We start from the raw sequence: 18,238 nt of genomic DNA, 5'->3' as shown, positions 1-18,238 counted from the left end.
CCATTCTCATTTCATTAACCATAAGGAATTCATGGTTAATGAAGCTTTAAGGCGACGAAGAATTGCTTAACGGAATAGAGGAAAAACAAAAGCCGCCCGGCGAGAAACCGGACGGCTTTTCAATAACTTGAATGGATATGGCTTACTTGTAGACCGGCGCCTGGACCGGGATATCGGCCGGCGGCATGTAGCTTGCCGTCTGGCAGCCTCCGAACGTATAGCGGGCACCGATGCGGGCTTCGTGCAGGTTCAGGCCCTTGTCGTAACCGGGACCGCCATTCTCGTTGTAACCGAACATGTCGCCGCCCTGAACGTGGCGATAACGATAACCGACATCCGCCTTGAGGTTGCAGGTCAGATCGATGGAGGTACCGGCCATCAGCGCATAGGTAAAGCGCCAGCTGCCGCGGCCGTTATGCGAGACCGTTCCGTCGCAGGAATCCGGGTTGGCGTCGGAGCAGGACGTGTTCTTCAGATTGCTCCACTTGACGTAAGTGCCGCCGAGACCGCCACCGACATAGGGAGTGAAGATGCCGTAGGTGCCGAGATCGACATAAGCGTTGGCAAGCAAGCTATAGGCCGTCAGGGAGGCAAGATCGCGCGAGGTTGCTGCAGTCGGAGTAAAGCCTGGGCCGCAGGCACCGCAATCGCCCTTCGTGGAGCCCTTAAAGTCGGACTTGAAGAGATAGTCGAGCGTCAAGTCCGTGCGAAGGTAGTTGTTGATCTGGTAACCGACACCGCCACCGAGCGTGACATTGCCGTCCAGCTTGGCGCGATCGAAATCGACCAGGCTGGAATTGGAGCCCTGGAAGTAGTTCGCACCGCGCAGGTTCGTGAAGGCATAGCCGACATCGCCGCGCAGATACCAGCCGCTGGATTGAGCGACCGTTACTTCCGGCGCCGGCTGAACCGGTTCGGGCGTATAAAGATCAGCAGAAAAGGCCGACGTGCCGACAAGCAAAGTGGCAAGTGCCCCAATCAGGGTTTTCATCATGGCTTTGGCTCCAAATTTCTTGCCCTTGGCACAGCAAAAGCTTGCCAATTGAAATGACATGGCGGGAATAATGATGAAAAGGAGTTAAAACCTGATTAACTACGAATATTTACCGTGTTTATTTACGAATTATACTTTGTTTCATATATTAGAGAAAATTGATACTTAAATGAAGAGAACGAGATAAGAAGCGGCGCGCACCTCCTTTTTAACTCAGGCACCGGATCTGCGGATGGACCCAGAGGCGGCAGTTCCTAAACCGTTTGGCAAGAATCGAACCATTACAGTGTTGTCGCCGGAGAGATAACTCAGGAGGGAGTCATTGACTTACCATCGCATAATATCGGCCGGCCTGGGCCTTGCTCTCATCTTTCTGAGCTCCGCCGTCCTGGCAGGAGCAATGCCGGTAAAGCCAATAGCCGCCACAGCCACTGCGTGGAACAAGGGGCGTGAAACCGGCTTGCCGATCCCACGCTATGTTTCCCTTCGCGCCCAAAAGGCGCGCATGCGCGTCGGCCCGTCGACGATCTATGCCACGAAATGGATCTATATGAAGCCGGGCCTTCCCCTGGAGATCATCGACGAATACGGCCATTGGCGGCAGGTCCGCGACGATACGGGCGTTACCGGCTGGATGCACAGCGCCCTGCTTTCCGGAGCGCGAACAGCTCTGATCGCCCCCTGGCTGGCGAAGAATGCCACGCTGCGCGCCGATCCGAATCCCGCCGCCACGACGATCGCTGAGCTGCAGCCCCGCGTGCTGGTTTCACTGCAATCCTGCACCGGAACGTGGTGCCGCGTCTCCGTCCGCGACCACTCCACCAGGGGTTATATCCGGCAGGACAAGCTCTGGGGCGCTTATCCCGGAGAAATGTTCCAGTAGAACTACCGTCATTCCGAAATTGAAAACATAATGGCCGCCCGATGGGACGGCCATTATGTTTTTATTCGCAATTACGTCTTTTGCCTGCTCAGGCAGCCGAACGCACGCTCGAGATCACGTCGATCAATCCGCCGACGATGCGCTCGATCTGGCCGCGATCATCCCCTTCCGCCATGACGCGGATCAAGGGTTCCGTGCCGGAGGGGCGGATCACCAGTCGGCCGTTGCGGGACAGCTCGCTTTCTGCATCGGCGATCGCCTGGCGCACATGAATATCCTCCAGCGGCTTACCGCCGGAAATACGGACATTACGCAGCAGCTGCGGCACCGGCTCGAAACGGCGACAGACTTCGCTGACCGGCTTGCCCGTGCGCTTCACTGCGGCAAGGATCTGCAGCGCAGCCACCAGACCGTCGCCCGTGGTGCCGTAGTCGGAGAGCACGATATGACCCGACTGCTCGCCGCCGACATTGTAATCGTGCTGGCGCATATGCTCGACGACATAGCGGTCGCCGACAGCTGTGCGCGCAAGCGACATGCCGCGATCGTCAAGGAACCGCTCCAGTCCGAGATTGGACATGACGGTTGCGACAATGCCATTGCCGCGCAACGTCTGACTCTCGGCCCAGCTTTCAGCAATGACGGCCATCAGTTGATCGCCATCGATGATGGTGCCGGTTTCATCGACAATGATGACGCGATCGGCATCGCCATCCAGCGCAATGCCGATATCGGCGCGCACTTCGTCCACCTTCTTCTGCAGGGCGACGGGGCTGGTGGAGCCGCAATTCAGATTGATATTCGTACCATTCGGCTCGTTACCGATGGTCACGACATCGGCGCCAAGCTCCCAAAGGGCGGCCGGGGCAACCTTGTATGCGGCACCATTGGCGCAATCGATGGCGATCCGCAGCCCCTGCAGCGTCACATCGCGCGGCAGCGTACGCTTGGCATGCTCGATGTAACGGTCATGGACACCGTCGATACGCTTGGCGCGACCGATATTCTCCGACTTGGCTAGATGCTCCGACATGTCCTTGTCGAGCATGTCCTCGATCCTCATTTCGAGATCGTCGGAGAGCTTATAGCCATCAGGGCCGAAAAGCTTGATGCCATTATCCTGATAGGGATTGTGCGAAGCCGAGATCATGACGCCGATATCGGCGCGCAGCGAGCGCGTCAGCATCGCGACTGCCGGCGTCGGGATAGGTCCGAGAACGAAGGCATCGACGCCGGCTGCGGTAAAGCCTGCCACTATGGCATTTTCCAGCATATAGCCGGAAAGGCGCGTATCCTTGCCGATGACGACCCGATGGCGATGGCTACCTCGATGGAAGATCGTGCCGGCAGCGATACCCACGCGCATGGCAAGATCTGGCGTCATCGGATAGATGTTGGATTGACCGCGAATTCCGTCAGTTCCGAAATAACGGCGTTTCATATGCACTCCTGTCGTTGCCGCGTCCTCGCGAGGAATACGGCGGCATCGATATCGCCGCTTGGAAACCCGCGGCACTGCAAACATCGATGCTTCTGGCTCATGCCATAGATTGTAAAATTCGGCACTTAAATTACCGAGAACGCCTATTACACCGCGTTACCATTAATAAGCACTAAAAAACTGCATCACATCGTGACGGACATAGTCCAATCCACAGCCTCCCGCGTCTCCGTTACTTCAGACTGATATGGCAATAGCCAAAGGGTCTGCAGGTCGGCCCATCGCCTCTCCCTCGACCTTTCAGCAAAAAGGCCAGCCGCATTTTCATGGGCTGGCCTTTCAATTTCGAGGTTTGAACCTCTCACGCCTTAACGCGGCTGAGGTTCGAAACCGCCTTCGGGCTCGTCACCCTTGGCACCGAGCGAGCCGTCCTTTTTCGCACCGGTCTTCGGCACGGCCGAGCCACGGCTCGGCGGCGTATCGTCACCGAGATCGCGCGCCGGTTTTTCGCCACGAAGCAGAGCTTTGATTTCGTCGCCACTCAGCGTCTCATATTCGAGCAAGCCCTCGGCGATCGCCACGAAGCCGTCGTGATGCTCCGTAAGGATATCCTTGGCCTGCTGATAAGCCTGATCGATCAGGCGGCGGACCTCATTATCGATCGTCTGCGCGGTCGCTTCGGACACGTTCTTCGACTGCGAAACCGAGTGGCCGAGGAACACTTCCTGCTGGTTCTCGCCATAGGCAACCTGACCAAGCTGATCGGAGAAACCCCATTGCGTGACCATGGCACGGGCAAGCTTGGTCGCCTGCTCGATATCCGAGGATGCACCGGAGGTGATGTTTTCCTTGCCGAAAGTCAGTTCTTCAGCAACGCGGCCACCCATCATGATGCAGAGCCGCGACACCATCCACGTATAGCTCATGGAGTAACGGTCGCCTTCCGGTAACTGCATGACCATGCCAAGCGCACGGCCGCGTGGAATGATCGTCGCCTTGTGCAGCGGGTCGGCGACGGCAACCTTGAGTGCCGTGATGGCGTGACCGGCTTCGTGATAGGCGGTGAGCTTCTTTTCCGCTTCGGTCATGGCCGAAGAGCGGCGCTCGGCGCCCATCATGATCTTGTCCTTGGCGTCTTCGAATTCCTGCATGGTGACTAGGCGCTTGTTGCGGCGGGCGGCCATGAGGGCAGCTTCGTTGACGAGGTTCATGAGATCGGCACCGGAGAAGCCAGGCGTACCGCGAGCGAGCGTCTTCAGATCGACATTCGGCGCCAGCGGCACGTTGCGGGCATGAACCTTGAGGATACGCTCGCGGCCGACGATATCCGGGTTCGGCACCACGACCTGACGGTCGAAGCGGCCCGGACGCAACAGCGCAGGGTCGAGAACGTCGGGACGGTTGGTCGCGGCGATCAGGATGATGCCTTCATTGGCCTCGAAGCCATCCATCTCGACCAGCAGCTGGTTGAGCGTCTGCTCGCGCTCGTCGTTACCGCCGCCGAGACCGGCGCCACGATGGCGGCCGACGGCGTCGATTTCGTCGATGAAGATAATGCAAGGTGCATTCTTCTTGGCCTGCTCGAACATATCGCGGACACGGCTTGCACCGACGCCGACGAACATTTCGACGAAGTCGGAACCGGAGATGGTGAAGAACGGCACATTGGCTTCGCCGGCAATGGCGCGCGCCAGAAGCGTCTTACCAGTACCGGGAGGGCCGACAAGAAGAACGCCGCGCGGAATACGACCGCCGAGACGCTGGAATTTCTGCGGATCGCGCAGGAATTCAACGATTTCTTCCAGATCCTGCTTGGCTTCGTCGACACCAGCGACGTCATCGAAAGTGACGCGACCATGCGCCTCCGTCAAAAGCTTCGCCTTCGATTTGCCGAAGCCCATGGCACCGCGCGAGCCGCCCTGCATCTGACGCATAAAGAACAGCCAGACGCCGAGGATCAGAAGCATCGGCAGCAGCGTGCCTAGATAGCTCAGGAAGCTCGAGGAGCCATCCGATTCCGGACGGCCGACGATGTTGACGTTCTTACTTTGCAGGCGCTCAAGCAGGCTGTCATCCACGACCGGAGCATAGGTCTGGAAGGGCGTGCCGTTTTCGACATAGCTGCCGACGACGCGGTTGCCGGTGACGGTAACGTCACGAACGCGGCCGGAATCAACTTCCCGAAGGAACTGCGAATACGGTATTTCCCTGGAGCCTGTTTGTGCCGGCGCGTTCTGAAACATGCTGAACAGGGCAATCAACAGCAAGGCTATGATTGCCCACAGAGCGAAATTACGAAAATTAGGGTTCATCGAACTCCCCAGCACTGAAACTCCCGCCGTCAAGCGGCGGTATTACTTGATCCCTAACATAGGGTTGCGCCAAGCCCTTGCCAAGGCAAACCGCATCGCCGCATGTTTTTTCCGTCTATAGGGCCGAAATCGGCAGCCGCCTATAGGCTTCGCGCCCGAAAGCGACCGAGAGGCTATTGGCAAATGTGAGATCAAATCGTGTCAAAAAGCGGTCGAAGGGCGCGAGACGGGGTAGAAGCGCGACGCTCGCCGCCTTGTCCCCTCCTTCCGGCACGATCGACGGCATCGCCGCCTGAGCGCGTTTCACCACGCCTCCCGGCAGATTTGCCGGAAAAATCGTCGCATTTCCCGCTCCCGGAGCGCTGATGCGGACCGCGGTCGGGCCGAAATTCTCTATTTCAAAGCGGCCATCCCAATCGGCTTTTTCGCCAGGCAGGACCGAAATCGGAGCGATATTGCGGCTCTCCCGCATAAGATAAAGCGCATCGCGACGCAGATCGAAGATCACGCCTCCCGCCGTACGCCGACCGAGGTTCGCACCGTTCACAAATTCGAGAACACGCTCCATTTGCGTACGCCCCGGCGGATAGGAACTGCCACCCAAGATGGCGGCAAGATAAGACAGGGCATAGGTAACGACCGCTGCATCAGCGGAAAGACCGGGCCGCGCAACGGCGCAGAGCGCACCCGCATGGATTGCGACATGCTCGTCCAGCCACCCTGCAGCCCGCTCGGAAAGCGCGGCGCGATCGGCGCCACCATCAGCCGGCATTTCGGCGACCGGCTCCCTTGCAAGCTCCATGCGGGTGCGTACGCGCTCGTATCGCGCATCCTCGTTGCTGGGATCGTCGAGCCAGGATACGTCGCGCGTCTCGAGATAGGCCCTGATTTCAGCCCGCCGGCAGGCGAGAAACGGCCTGACAATCCAGATACGCCGATCGAATAGAACCGCATCGGCGATGCCCGTGCCATAACCGCCCTGCCCCCGCCGCGCACCGCGCATGGCAATCGTCTCGCGCTGATCGTCCCAGGTGTGGGCGGTTACGATCGCATCGGCCGAAATCTCGGAGGCGAGCTCCGCAAGCAGCGCATAACGCGCTTCACGTGCTGCAGCCATGATGCCGGTTCCGGGCTTTTCCCCCTCCCAGCGACGGATAAAATGGGAAATACCGCGCGAGGCGCAGAGTGCCGCGACTTCTCGCGCTTCGTCCGCCGATGCGGCACGCAGCCCATGGTCGATCGTTGCTGCGGTAAGGGTAATATCGTCGTGAGGATGGGATTTCAGCCGCTCGGCAAGGGCAATCAGAAGCCCGGTGGAATCGCTGCCGCCCGAAACGGCGACGAGAATATGAGCAGGCTTCGAGAGAGAATGCAGAAATTCGCTGGTTGCGGCTTCAGGCGTAATGGCTGTGGCATCGCCGGTCACAGCATCAATGGACATGGCGGTCAGCAGGCAAGCCGCTTCTGTTCGCTGGCAACCTTGCCGGTCACAGCCTTGGAGGCCTTCGGATAACGCTTGGTGACCTCGCGAAGCGTGGCGCAGGCGGTATCCTTGTTGTCGAGAGCAGCCAGGGACATGCCGAGCTTCAAGAGCATTTCGGGCGCCTTTTCCGACGTGCTATATTTCTGATGAGCATTCAGGAAAGTCTTGGCAGCATCATTGTACTTGCCCTGCGAATAAAGCGCTTCGCCGAGCCAGAAATTCGCATCCGCGGCCCGCGTGCTGCTGGGATAACTGTCGAGATATTGGCGGAATTCCTGTTCGGCGACGCTATAGTCGCCGGACAGGACGTGGCCGTAGGCAGCCTTATATTGATCGTTCTCGCTGCCGAGCGATGCCGTCTGCGAGCCGGAGCCTGCACTTGGCGGCGCACCCGAACCGTTGTTGGCCCCCGTAATCGAGGAGCCGATCTGGTCGCCGCCCTGGTCGAACTGGATGGAGCCAAGCTCGCTCGGCGGCTTGCCAGCGCCGGCGCCGCGTGCACCGGTGGTGTTTCCATTCTGCGAGTTGCTGATAACGCCGGCAATATCATCTTGCTTGACGCCGCCTTGCGCAGGCGCGTCAGCCTCGCTCTTCTTCATCGTGCCGCCCGATGCGGGCGCGCTGCCACCGCCGCCGCGCTTTTCCAGCTGCTGGAAGCGGAATTCGTTGTCTTCCTGCGCCTTGCGGATCTGCTCCTGCATCTGGAGAAGCTGGTAGCTCATCTCCTCGACGCGGCCGTTCAGCTGGCGCATCTGGTCTTCGAGCTGCTGAAGGCGCATTTCCGCATCGCTGTTTTGAACGTTGATGACAGGTGCCTGGCCGTATTGCGCTTGTCTTTGATTTGCGTTGCCGGGAGCCGCCTGCGCGGAGGCATCGCGGCCTCCGAGATGCATTCCAAACAACGACAAGGCAGAAGCATCGCGCTCGCTACCCACGATGGCAGCGAGACAAAGCATGCTCGCCACGACAAGTTTTCTCATATGGATCGTCCTGTCCTATTGATTCTTCGGGCCGGAGGGCTCGAACAGGAGATTTTTACAATTGCTCTCAAAAAGCAACGGAGTTCGGCCAAAGTGTGGTCAAAAAAGTAAAGGCGGCACGAGGCCGCCTTTTGCATTTCGATTGGTCTTTGACGATCAGGAGCCGGCGCCGTTGAGCACGGTGACCGCGCGGCGGTTCTGCGACCAGCAGGACTCGTTGTCGCAGGTAGCGACCGGGCGCTCCTTGCCATAAGAAATCGTCTTCATGCGGTTCGCCGGGACACCACGCGAAGCGAGATAGCTTTTCGCGGCGGCAGCGCGGCGCGCGCCGAGAGCAAGGTTGTACTCGCGGGTGCCGGTCTCGTCGGCATGGCCTTCGACCGTGATGGAATAGTTCGGATAACGGGCGAGCCACTGAGCCTGACGGTCGAGCGTCTGAGCCGCTTCGGAGCTGATGGAGGAGCTGTCGACAACGAAGAAGATGCGGTCGCCGACATTGACCGTGAAGTCCTGCGGCGAGCCCGGAGTGGCATTGCCGGCACCGTTCAGGCCAAGACCGTTGGCATCGTTCGGCAGACCCTTCTTGGAAGCGCAGCCGGCCAGAGAAAGGCCAACGAAAAGCGCGATCATGATCGGGTTGCGGGCGAGGTTCTGCATATGGCCAACGGCCTGGGTTGCGGTGCGGCTCATGGCCGGTCTCTCCTTAAGTCTCTATCAGGGTTGCCAGACTGTAACCGGGTTCGGTTAATCGGATTCCAACAAGTATGGTTAATGATGTCTTAAAATTGTCGCCAAACGGTCCACTCACAGGACTTTGCGGCGATAACGTGGCGGCCCTTTCCGCTACTCGAGCAGCGGCGACCACGCCGGGTCGGAAGCGAAGCCAGGGGTCGGGATCTTCTGCTCGTTATAACCGGTCAGATCGATCGAATAAATTTGCGGTCCGCTTGCACCTGACGGCGCGCGGAAGAACATGATGACGCGGCCGTTCGGCGCCCACGTCGGTCCTTCGCTGTAGGAGCCGGAGGTCAGGATTCGCTCGCCGGAACCGTCCGGCTTCATGACGCCGATGGAAAAGTTGCCGCCAGCCCGTTTGGTGAAGGCGATCAGATCGCCGCGCGGCGACCAGACCGGCGTGGAGTAGGAGCCATTACCGAAGGAGATGCGGCGCTGATTGGAGCCGTCGGCATTCATGACATAGATCTGCGGCTGTCCACCGCGGTCGCTTTCGAAGGCAACCTGCGTGCCATCGGGCGAATAGGATGGCGAGGTATCGATCGCGGCCGTGGATGTCAGGCGGGTCGTGGTGCGCGAGCGCAGATCCATCGTGTAGATATTGGCATTGCCTTCCTGCTGAAGACTCATGATGACGCGCTGCCCGTCCGGCGAGAAGCGCGGCGAGAAGGTCATGCCCGGAAAGTTGCCCACCAGTTCGCGCTGGCCCGTCTGCAGCTGCAGCAGATAGACGCGCGGCTGCTGGTTGGCGAAGGACATGTAGGTCACTTCCTGGCGATTAGGCGAGAAGCGCGGCGTCAATACCAGGTCGCTGCCGTCGGTCAGCATGCGCGCGTTGGCGCCGTCCTGGTCCATGATGCCGAGCTGCGTCTTGCGGGCCGTCTTCGGGCCGCTTTCGGCGACGAAAACGACGCGGGTATCGAAATAGCCCTTTTCGCCAGTGATCTTCTGATAGATCGCATCGGCGATAATGTGCGCGACACGGCGCCAGTTGTCCGGCTGGGCAAAGAACTGCTGACCGATCATCTGGCTGTTGCCGAACGTATCCCAGAGGCGGAATTCTGCGCGAAGGCGGCCGCCTTCCTGCGTCACGCGGCCAGTCACCAGAGCCTGCGCATTGATCGAGGTCCAGTCCTGGAAGCGCGGGGTCGAATCCGGATTGGTGATCTTCTCGATGAAGGCCTGCTTGTTGATCGGAGCGAACAATCCCGAGCGCTGCAGGTCGGCGGCGATGACGCTCGAGATCTGCGGGCCGAGCGTATCATTCGACAGAAGGTCGGTGATAGCGATCGGCATGGGCTGGACGTTGCCCTTATTGATATTGAGCTCGACCACGGCATAGGCCGGAGTGGATGCCACAGCCATCAGGCCTGCTAGCACCACCAGGAGGCGGACGAAGGATTTTCTGATCATATGTATCAAGCCTTTCAGCATTAATTCGCCGGATCGCTGGCATCGAAGCGAAGCGTCACTTCTTTCCAGTCGTCATATTGATCTATTGGTAGGTTTTTGAACGGAGCGGCCCGGAGCACGGCTCGCACAGCGGCGGCCTCCATGGCTTGTTGCGTCGCCTTGGGTCCACCGGCGGCGGTAACCTTCGGTTCGCCCACGATCTCTCCGCTTCGGCTGAGCTTGAGATGCACCCGGACGTGAACATCCTTCGCCCCTACCATGCCAGGCACGATATTCCAATTCTTCGCAACGTCCTCGCGGAGACTGTTCCTGGCCGAATTTTCTTGCGGCTGCGTCGCGCTTGCAGCCTGTGCGGACACTAAGCCAGTCAACATCACCCCCAAGGCCGTAAGCAAGCTCAGGCCGAAATGGAGACAGTGGCTTATTGAACGCTGCATTCCCCGCATCACAGCCCCAAGTCTCTCGGATCGAAGTTGAGGACCAGCTCATTCCAGCCATCTGCGCCGTCATACTTGTCTGGCGGCAACAGCCCTCCGGCATTCACTTCCTTTTGCAGATCGGCGCGGCTTTTCAGCACCGCACGCTCGGCAGCGCCCCTTAGCGCTTGTTGCGTCGTAGCCGGGCCGCCGCTGACGGAAACGTCCGGTGTGCCGACAATCTGGCCTGACTTGTCGAGACGAACATGAACCTTGATCGTGACATCGCTTGCCCCTTCCATGCCGGGGACAACATTCCAGTTCTTACCGATCAGATCGCGCAAACCGTCCTTCTGGCTCTGGCTGAGCTTACCACCGCCGAGCGATTTCATCCCACCACGTGAAGCAACCTGCGTATCCGCACCAGCGGAAGCCTGTTGCGACGACCGCTTAGCGCCGCCCTTCGACGAGGTGTTGTTCAACATCGCCGAAATCTGATCCTCATTGAAATCGCTGGCACTCGACTTGGGTCCCTTGGCAGACTCGCGTTTCTTGTCAGCGTCCTTCTTGCCATCGTCGGTCGAGGTATTCTTGCTCGTGCTTTGCGTCGTCGTCTTGTCCGTCGGCTTTGCGTCGGCGACCTTCACGTCAGGCTTCGGCGTCGGCTTGACCTCCGGCTTCTGCTCGGCGGTCTTCGGCGGCGTCGGCTGTGGCTTTACGTTCGGCACAGGAACACTATTCGGCACCGGGATCTCGGCCTGCTCGGTCGGCTGTTGCTGCGGGGGCGGAGTGGGCGTTGCATCGGCCTTCGGGGTCGGCGGCGTGGGATCCGGTTTCGGGGTCGGCGTCACATCCGGCTTCTGCTGGGGAATGGCCGCCACTTCCTTCGGCGCGGCTTCCGTTTCCTGCTGCTCGATCGTCTTGACGTCGTTCGGGCGCGGATCGTCCTGTGGAACAGGCGTTTCCACCTTCTTCGGCGCCAGGGCGGCAGTCTCACTCTCCGGCCGTTGCGTCGGCACGACCGGGTTCTTGATATCAACCTTGTTCTCGCCGACGTTCTGCGCGTTGGCGACCTGGTCCTGCTTCGTGGTCTGCTTGCGCGAAACGTGGTCCGTCACCGGCGCTTTCTTCTCGCCCTGCTGCAGCTGATCCGCCGTCACGATATCGACATCCATCGCCGTGCTTTCCGGCGTCTCAAGCGGCGCCGGCGCACTCAGCGACACCATGGCGCCGATCAGCACCAGGATGTGAATGACAGCAGATGTGGCAATACTGCGCTTCATGTCGGTTCGTCAGTGATCCGTTGTCTGCTGCTGCGTAACCAGGCCGATGTTCTTGTAACCGGCTTCTTGAATGCGAGACATGACGTCGGCGATGACGCCGTAAGGCGCCTTGCCGTCGCCGCGCACGAAAATGCGCTCGTTATAGCCGGTCGTCGCGATCGCCTTCAGCTTGTCGGCGATCTCCGTCACGTTAATCTGCGTCTCCTGCAGGAAGACCTGGCCATCGGCCTTGATCGAGATCGTGATCGGTTGAGTCTGGGCGTTCAGTGCGCCGGCCTGCGTCTGCGGCAGGTCGATCGGCACGCCCGACGTCATCATCGGTGCCGCCACCATGAAGATGATCAAGAGCACGAGCATGACGTCGACCAGCGGCGTCACGTTAATCTCGGAAATCGGGCCACCACGGCCTCCGCCACGACGACTGCCACGACGGCCACCGCCGCCACTACTGCCTCCAACAGACATTCCCATGTGAATACTCCGGTTCTGTCCGCGACTTACTGCGCAGCCTGGCGCGGCTGCAGCTTTTCATCGATCTGGCGCGAAAGGATGGCGGAGAATTCATCCGCGAAGCCTTCCATGCGGCCCGAAAGCTTGCCGGCATCGGCCGAGAACTTGTTGTAGGCGATAACGGCCGGAATAGCGGCAACCAGACCGATCGCAGTTGCCAGAAGCGCTTCGGCGATACCCGGCGCGACGACCGCAAGGTTGGTCGACTTCGAACCGGCGATCGCCTGAAACGAGGTCATGATGCCGACGACCGTACCGAAGAGACCAATGAACGGACCGGCGGAGCCGATAGTGGCAAGCGATCCGAGACGGGCCGTCAGATGTTCCAATTCACGCGCGAGGGTCACGTCCATCGCGCGGTCGATACGCATCTGCAGACCGATCGGCGAGCGAGCGCCGCGCTCGAACGATTTCTTCCATTCGCGCATCGCTGCGACGAAAATGGCGCCAAGGCCTGTATTGTTACGCTCCGAAAGCGTGCGGTAGAGCTCTTCGAGCGACTGGCCGGACCAGAAAACCTGCTCGAAGTGATCGAACTGCCGCCGCGCTCGCGCGTAGCTCAGATATTTGTCGATGACGATCGCCCAGGTCCATACGGACGCTGCCAGCAGACCGATCATGACGAGCTTGACCACCAGGCCTGCCTGCATGAAGAGCGACCAGAGGGTGATGTCCGGTGTGGTGGCCGCTGCCAATGCTACTTGTTCCATTGATCCAAAATCCCCGAATCCAAACGCCCGGTGCTAGACCGGGCGGCTAAAAGTGATCTCACAAGAATTGTTTGGCAGCCGCCGCTGAACGCCCTGGTCAAGCCTTCCAAGCTTACAACTGCCTTCTTGCCGTCAAATTTGGTCAAAGGAAGGCGTGCACCGCACAAACTCCGACATAATCAGTAAGACACTATTATGGTTAAAAGAATGTTAGCGTCGAAACATAAAGAATTTAACGGCGGCGAAGGTTATTCTCGCTCCAGGGAAGAACTGACCGGACAAAACCGGCGACAAACGCAGACAAAGCTTGCACGGCGAATTCCTTCACATAAAACTCAAGTTATTGCAAGCCGCCTCTTGTCGATCATGCTATCCTTATGCGAGGCAGCCCTGATGCTATGAGCATGCCAGGTTACTAATTACCCAGCACTTTCCGACGCCGTAAGCATTTGCGCGGCAAGCTTCTCCGGCAGGCGGCGCGGACGCCCCTTTGCATTGATCACGGCAATGATGACCTTCGCGGCAATGAGCAGCGTCTCATCGCGCCGGATTTCCTGAGACAGCACCATCTTCGCGCCACCGGCCTTTTCGGTGACTGTGCGGATCGTCAGCAGGTCATCCATGCGAGCCGGCCCCTTGAAATCGATCTCCATACGATGAACGACGAAAACCAGCCCCTCTTCATCCGCATTCAGAAGTTCGCGCTGTTCCACTCCGAGACAACGCAGATAGTCGGTGCGTCCCCGCTCGAGGAAATGCAGATAGCGCGCGTGATAGACGAGCCCGGAAAAATCCGTATCCTCATAGTAGACTCGCTGCACCAGCCGGTGGCTTCCGGCTTCCAGTTCCCCAGCTATCAGAAAGGGGCTGTTCATCGTTGCCGCATCTCCTTGAATGTCCGGCATCTCTTTGGCCGAAGTTCTGCCATCAAGCAAGCTTTGAACAATTGTCATAAACTCCGACTATCCGGAATCGTGCCGGCTAGCGGATCGGCATAGAAGGAAGATCCTATGAAAATTGCGGTTATGGGCGGTGACGGATTCATTGGTTGGCCAACCTCGCTTCACCTCTCCGACGCCGGTCATGAGATCCACATCCTCGACAATCTCTCCCGCCGCTGGATCGATACCGAGCTGGGTGTCCAGTCGCTGACGCCGATGGATTCGATCCAGGAACGCACCCGCATATGGCACGCCGAAACCGGCCGCCGCATCCATTTCCACCTGATCGATCTCGCCAAGGACTATGAGCTCCTGAAAAAGTGGCTGGCCGAGCATCGCCCTGACGCCATCGTCCATTTCGCCGAGCAGCGCGCCGCCCCCTATTCGATGAAGAGCGACCGCCACAAGAACTACACGGTCGACAACAACGTCAACGCCACGCACAATCTCCTGAACGCGCTGGTAGACCTCAATCTAGACGCGCATCTCGTGCATCTCGGCACGATGGGTGTCTATGGCTATTCCACAATCGGCGCTGCCATCCCCGAAGGCTATCTGCCCGTCGGCATCGAGACGACCGATGGCCGCACGGCCAGCCAGGAGATCCTTTACCCCGCCAATCCCGGCTCCATCTACCACATGACGAAATGCCTCGATCAGTTGCTGTTTCAATTCTATGCCAAGAACGACGGACTGAGGATCACCGACCTGCATCAGGGCATCGTCTGGGGCACGCATACCGAGCAGACGCGCCGGCATGAGCAGCTGATCAACCGTTTCGATTATGACGGCGACTATGGCACGGTACTCAACCGCTTCCTCATCCAGGCGGCGATCGGCTATCCGCTGACCGTGCACGGCACCGGCGGCCAGACCCGCGCCTTCATCCATATCCAGGATTCGGTGCGCTGCATCGAGCTGGCACTGAAGAACCCGCCGGCCCGCGGCGCTCGCGTCGAAATCTTCAACCAGATGACGGAAACGCATCGCGTGCGCGATCTCGCCGACATGATCGCCAGGATGAGTGGCGCGGAAGTCGTCCGCCTGCCCAATCCGCGCAAGGAAGCGCCCGAAAACGACCTGATCGTCAAGAACGACAAGTTCCTCGATCTCGGCCTTGCGCCGATCACCCTCGAAGCCGGCCTGCTTGGCGAAATCGTCGATGTCGCCAGGAAATATGCCTATCGCGTCGATCGGTCGCGCGTCCCGGCCGTCTCGGCCTGGACAAAGGATCTCGCCGCGACGGTCAATCATGATCCCGAGGGCAAGAGGCTGAAGTCCGTGTCATGATGCCGGGAAGCGAAATGCTGCAGGGTCTACGTGCACAAACGCGGCCGCGTGCCGGGCAGGCATTCGTGACGCTCGTCACGAATGCCGATTACGCCATGGGCGCACTGGCGCTGGCGCGTTCGATCGTCCACAGCGGCACGAAAGCCGATATCGTCGTGCTGCATACGGAAGGGGTCGGCGAAAGCGACCTTGCCCCATTGGCAGCGCTCGACTGCCGGCTGGTGGAAGTCGAGCATCTTCCGCTTTCGGATGCCTTCAATGAGCGGCATGCGCGCGGCAATCTTCACACTGCAGCTCCCTTCACCAAGGGCCGCAAGCCCTCATTCCACACGCCGCTCGACAATTTCTGCAAGCTCAGGCTCTGGCAGCTGATCGAATACGACACCTGCGTCTTCATCGACGCGGATGCGCTGGTGCTGCGCAACGTCGACCGGCTCTTCGATTACCCGGAATTTTCGGCAGCACCGAACGTCTACGAGAGCCTTGCCGATTTCCACCGGCTGAATTCCGGCGTCTTCGTCGCCAAGCCGTCGCTTGCGACCTTTCGGCACATGTTGGAGCACCTCGATCGCCCCGACGTCTTCTGGCGGCGCACCGACCAGACCTTTCTCGAGGCCTTTTTCCCGGATTGGCACGGGCTGCCCATCTTCATGAACATGCTGCAATATGTCTGGTTCAGCATGCCCGAGCTCTGGAACTGGAACAGCGTCTCGATCCTGCATTACCAGTATGAGAAGCCCTGGGAGGAAAATCACCCAAAGGCCGAACAACTGAAGCCATTGATCGAGCTATGGCATAGCTTCCATTCCGGTCGGAACATGCCCGATATTGCCACGCTCGCAAATCCGAAAGCGGCGGCATGAAAGTCCTGATTTCAGGCGGAGCGGGTCTCGTCGGCCGATATATCGCCGAGGAGTTGCTGTCGGCCGGATACAAGGTTGTGATCGGCGGACGGAGCCCTCCGTCACCTGGCTTCTTTTCGCATCCGGTCTCCTTCGTTCCCATGAGCCTCGATCCAACGGAAAATCAAAGCTGCGCTTTCGATGACGCCTATCTCTTCGTGCACGCGGCCTTCAACCATGTTGCTGGCAAATATCGCGACGGTGAAGGCGATGATCCGGAAAGCTTTCGCCGCCTCAATCTCGATGGGACGGTCAAGCTGTTCGAGACGGCCAGAAAGGCCGGCATCCGCCGCTGCATCTTTCTGTCCTCGCGCGCAGTCTACGGCAATGGCATCGTCGGACAGGAACTGACCGAGGCGAGTACGCCGAAGCCGAACACGCTCTATGGTGAAATCAAGCGTGATGCCGAGCACGCACTGTTCGCTCTGTCCACGCCTGGCTTTGCCACCGCGAGCCTCAGGGCAACCGGCGTTTATGGCGACCTTCGCCCCAATAAATGGGATGACCTGTTCGACGACTATCTAAGCGGCAAGCCAGTTCCGTCGCGCGCCGGAACCGAAGTTCACGGCCGCGACCTCGGTCGTGCGGTTCGTCTTCTGCTGGAAACGGAAGCCGGCCGGATAGACGGTGAAGCCTTCAACCTGTCGGATATTCTGACCGACACTCACGAGATTCTTAGCCATCTCCAGAGCGCAATAGGCTGTCCGCACGCGCTGCCGCAGACTGCGGAGCTCGGCGCGGTCTCTGTCATGGATACGGCGAAAATCCGTGCACTTGGCTGGCAAGCTGGCGGAAAACTCCTGCTCAAGCAAACGATAGAGACACTGGCTAAATCGGGATACCCAAAGGCGGATATCAGCGCATCAGCTTTGTCTCATCCCAACCAAGCGCTGCCAATTCCTCGCCCCTAAACCGCGCATCATCGGAAACAATGAATTCGTCGAGCTGCGGCGGCGCAACGCTGGTGCCGGCCAGCATGGCATGCACCTGCCCACGATGATGCGTTTGATGCTGAAACAAATGGTTCAGCACATCGTCCGCTCGCTCTTGCTGGATGCGTCCATCGCGTTGGATATCGATGATCCGCATCGCGGTTTCCGGCGTCAGCCCCTCACAAAAAACGACGAGCCTGCGATCGACGTCGGCCTGCTCCTGGCTCAACTCGCCCAGCCGGTCATAAGGCTCCTCGATGTCAAAAGCTTTGAGGCCCAGCGTGCCGCCTTCCAGCGCATCGACATAGAACCAATCGACCGTCAGGATATGATTGAGGGTTGCTTTGATCGACGGAAAGAAGCTGACACGCTTTGCCTCGAATTCGCCGGGCAGCAGAGCCGCACAAGCCCGATGGAGCCGGACATTCGCCAAGGCATTGTTATAGGCGAGCTTGCGAAAGCTGCGAACCGGATCGAAAGCAGACATAAGCCTCCCCCTAAGCCCTGTCGAGATCCCCATCCCGCCAGACGAGATGACGAGACGTCAGCGGCAGATTCTCGATTTCCTCGGCGATGAAATAGGGCGGGATATCGAGCGCAACCAGCGCCTCGCGCGTCGCCCGCACCCATTTGAACTCCAGATCGTCGTCGCCATCCTGGATTCGATGCACGATCTTCGCGGGGTCGAAGGGAAAGTCGGCAGGAATATCCATCAGATAGTAGAGGCCGAGCTCGTGCCAGTCGAGCTGCTCGTAATGGAAGAAATTCTCGACCGACCACAGAAGGCGCCCGACCGTAACGTTAACGCCGATCTCCTCCATCATCTCCCGCCGCAATGTCTCTTCCGAGGTCTCGCCGATCTCCGCGCGGCCGCCGGGAAAAGTCCAGAAGTGCTCATGTACGGCTCGATGCACCAGGACATGACCGTCGCGAAAGCCAAGGCCTGCGACGCGCATCTGGAAGCGTGTTCGGCCGGCATTCAATCTGATGAGTTTGCGCTTCGGCATGATCCT

18 protein-coding genes are annotated in these 18,238 nt (G+C 59.3%); 4 read left to right on the top strand and 14 right to left on the bottom strand.

Going from position 1 to position 18,238, the window contains the following annotated elements:
* Positions 1 to 142: 142 nt before the first annotated feature.
* A complete protein-coding gene (locus AC13QE_RS20955) occupies positions 143 to 994 on the bottom strand; it encodes an outer membrane protein (RefSeq protein ID WP_488485092.1) in 852 nt (283 codons plus the stop codon).
* A gap of 322 nt (positions 995 to 1,316) precedes the next feature.
* Here AC13QE_RS20955 and AC13QE_RS20950 point away from each other — a divergent pair, with 322 nt between their 5' ends.
* On the top strand, positions 1,317 to 1,877 hold the full coding sequence (locus AC13QE_RS20950) for an SH3 domain-containing protein (protein WP_488485091.1): 561 nt from the start codon (positions 1,317 to 1,319) through the stop codon (positions 1,875 to 1,877).
* A gap of 88 nt (positions 1,878 to 1,965) precedes the next feature.
* On the opposite strand, the gene glmM is transcribed toward AC13QE_RS20950, so the two are convergent.
* The 11 genes from glmM to ybgC form a co-directional block, all read right to left on the bottom strand.
* Entirely contained in the window at positions 1,966 to 3,318 is a 1,353-nt protein-coding gene (gene glmM / locus AC13QE_RS20945) for a phosphoglucosamine mutase (RefSeq protein ID WP_488485090.1), read from the bottom strand.
* Positions 3,319 to 3,686: 368 nt separating this feature from the next.
* Positions 3,687 to 5,630 (bottom strand): ATP-dependent zinc metalloprotease FtsH, encoded by a 1,944-nt coding sequence (ftsH, locus tag AC13QE_RS20940; protein ID WP_041677649.1) that lies wholly within the window; start codon positions 5,628 to 5,630, stop codon positions 3,687 to 3,689.
* A gap of 115 nt (positions 5,631 to 5,745) precedes the next feature.
* On the bottom strand, positions 5,746 to 7,071 hold the full coding sequence (gene tilS / locus AC13QE_RS20935) for a tRNA lysidine(34) synthetase TilS (protein WP_488485089.1): 1,326 nt from the start codon (positions 7,069 to 7,071) through the stop codon (positions 5,746 to 5,748).
* A gap of 5 nt (positions 7,072 to 7,076) precedes the next feature.
* Positions 7,077 to 8,093, bottom strand: coding sequence for a tol-pal system protein YbgF (ybgF, locus tag AC13QE_RS20930; RefSeq protein ID WP_488485088.1), 1,017 nt, complete (start codon positions 8,091 to 8,093; stop codon positions 7,077 to 7,079).
* Positions 8,094 to 8,249: 156 nt separating this feature from the next.
* Positions 8,250 to 8,783 (bottom strand): peptidoglycan-associated lipoprotein Pal, encoded by a 534-nt coding sequence (pal, locus tag AC13QE_RS20925; RefSeq protein WP_015340980.1) that lies wholly within the window; start codon positions 8,781 to 8,783, stop codon positions 8,250 to 8,252.
* Between the two features lie 153 nt (positions 8,784 to 8,936).
* Positions 8,937 to 10,262 carry a Tol-Pal system beta propeller repeat protein TolB gene (gene tolB / locus AC13QE_RS20920; RefSeq protein WP_405047986.1) on the bottom strand — a complete coding sequence of 442 codons (1,326 nt, stop codon included), beginning with the start codon at positions 10,260 to 10,262 and terminating at the stop codon, positions 8,937 to 8,939.
* Positions 10,262 to 10,678 carry a hypothetical protein gene (locus AC13QE_RS20915; RefSeq protein ID WP_488485087.1) on the bottom strand — a complete coding sequence of 139 codons (417 nt, stop codon included), beginning with the start codon at positions 10,676 to 10,678 and terminating at the stop codon, positions 10,262 to 10,264. The genes tolB and AC13QE_RS20915 overlap by 1 nt, the downstream gene beginning before the upstream one ends.
* Before the next feature lie 8 nt (positions 10,679 to 10,686).
* Positions 10,687 to 11,940 carry a hypothetical protein gene (locus tag AC13QE_RS20910; RefSeq protein WP_488485086.1) on the bottom strand — a complete coding sequence of 418 codons (1,254 nt, stop codon included), beginning with the start codon at positions 11,938 to 11,940 and terminating at the stop codon, positions 10,687 to 10,689.
* Positions 11,941 to 11,949: 9 nt separating this feature from the next.
* A complete protein-coding gene (tolR, locus tag AC13QE_RS20905; RefSeq protein ID WP_488485085.1) occupies positions 11,950 to 12,411 on the bottom strand; it encodes a protein TolR in 462 nt (153 codons plus the stop codon).
* A 26-nt stretch (positions 12,412 to 12,437) separates the two neighbouring features.
* Positions 12,438 to 13,160 (bottom strand): protein TolQ, encoded by a 723-nt coding sequence (tolQ, locus tag AC13QE_RS20900; RefSeq protein ID WP_488485084.1) that lies wholly within the window; start codon positions 13,158 to 13,160, stop codon positions 12,438 to 12,440.
* Between the two features lie 419 nt (positions 13,161 to 13,579).
* Positions 13,580 to 14,035, bottom strand: a complete 456-nt coding sequence (gene ybgC, locus AC13QE_RS20895) for a tol-pal system-associated acyl-CoA thioesterase (RefSeq protein WP_112335292.1) — start codon at positions 14,033 to 14,035, stop codon at positions 13,580 to 13,582.
* A 135-nt stretch (positions 14,036 to 14,170) separates the two neighbouring features.
* Here ybgC and AC13QE_RS20890 point away from each other — a divergent pair, with 135 nt between their 5' ends.
* The 3 genes from AC13QE_RS20890 to AC13QE_RS20880 are packed head-to-tail and all read left to right on the top strand — an operon-like array spanning position 14,171 to position 17,204.
* The gene (locus AC13QE_RS20890) at positions 14,171 to 15,391 is read left to right on the top strand and encodes an NAD-dependent epimerase/dehydratase family protein (RefSeq protein WP_488485083.1); all 1,221 of its coding nucleotides are present in this window, start codon (positions 14,171 to 14,173) and stop codon (positions 15,389 to 15,391) included.
* 14 nt (positions 15,392 to 15,405) lie between these two features.
* The gene (locus tag AC13QE_RS20885) at positions 15,406 to 16,254 is read left to right on the top strand and encodes a glycosyltransferase (protein WP_488485082.1); all 849 of its coding nucleotides are present in this window, start codon (positions 15,406 to 15,408) and stop codon (positions 16,252 to 16,254) included.
* Positions 16,251 to 17,204 carry an NAD-dependent epimerase/dehydratase family protein gene (locus AC13QE_RS20880; protein ID WP_488485081.1) on the top strand — a complete coding sequence of 318 codons (954 nt, stop codon included), beginning with the start codon at positions 16,251 to 16,253 and terminating at the stop codon, positions 17,202 to 17,204. The genes AC13QE_RS20885 and AC13QE_RS20880 overlap by 4 nt, the downstream gene beginning before the upstream one ends.
* Here the strand turns inward: AC13QE_RS20880 and AC13QE_RS20875 are convergent.
* Together AC13QE_RS20875 and AC13QE_RS20870 are read right to left on the bottom strand one after the other, a co-directional pair.
* Entirely contained in the window at positions 17,149 to 17,712 is a 564-nt protein-coding gene (locus tag AC13QE_RS20875; RefSeq protein ID WP_488485080.1) for a DinB family protein, read from the bottom strand. The genes AC13QE_RS20880 and AC13QE_RS20875 overlap by 56 nt on opposite strands.
* 10 nt (positions 17,713 to 17,722) lie before the next feature.
* Positions 17,723 to 18,232: an NUDIX hydrolase gene (locus AC13QE_RS20870; protein WP_488485079.1), complete on the bottom strand. Its 510-nt coding sequence runs from the start codon at positions 18,230 to 18,232 to the stop codon at positions 17,723 to 17,725.
* Between the last annotated feature and the right edge of the window lie 6 nt (positions 18,233 to 18,238).

The sequence above is a fragment of the Martinezella sp. CNPSo 3957 genome (assembly GCF_057784395.1).
Note: the sequence above shows the minus strand (reverse complement) of the source record. Positions and strands in the feature narration are given on the sequence as shown.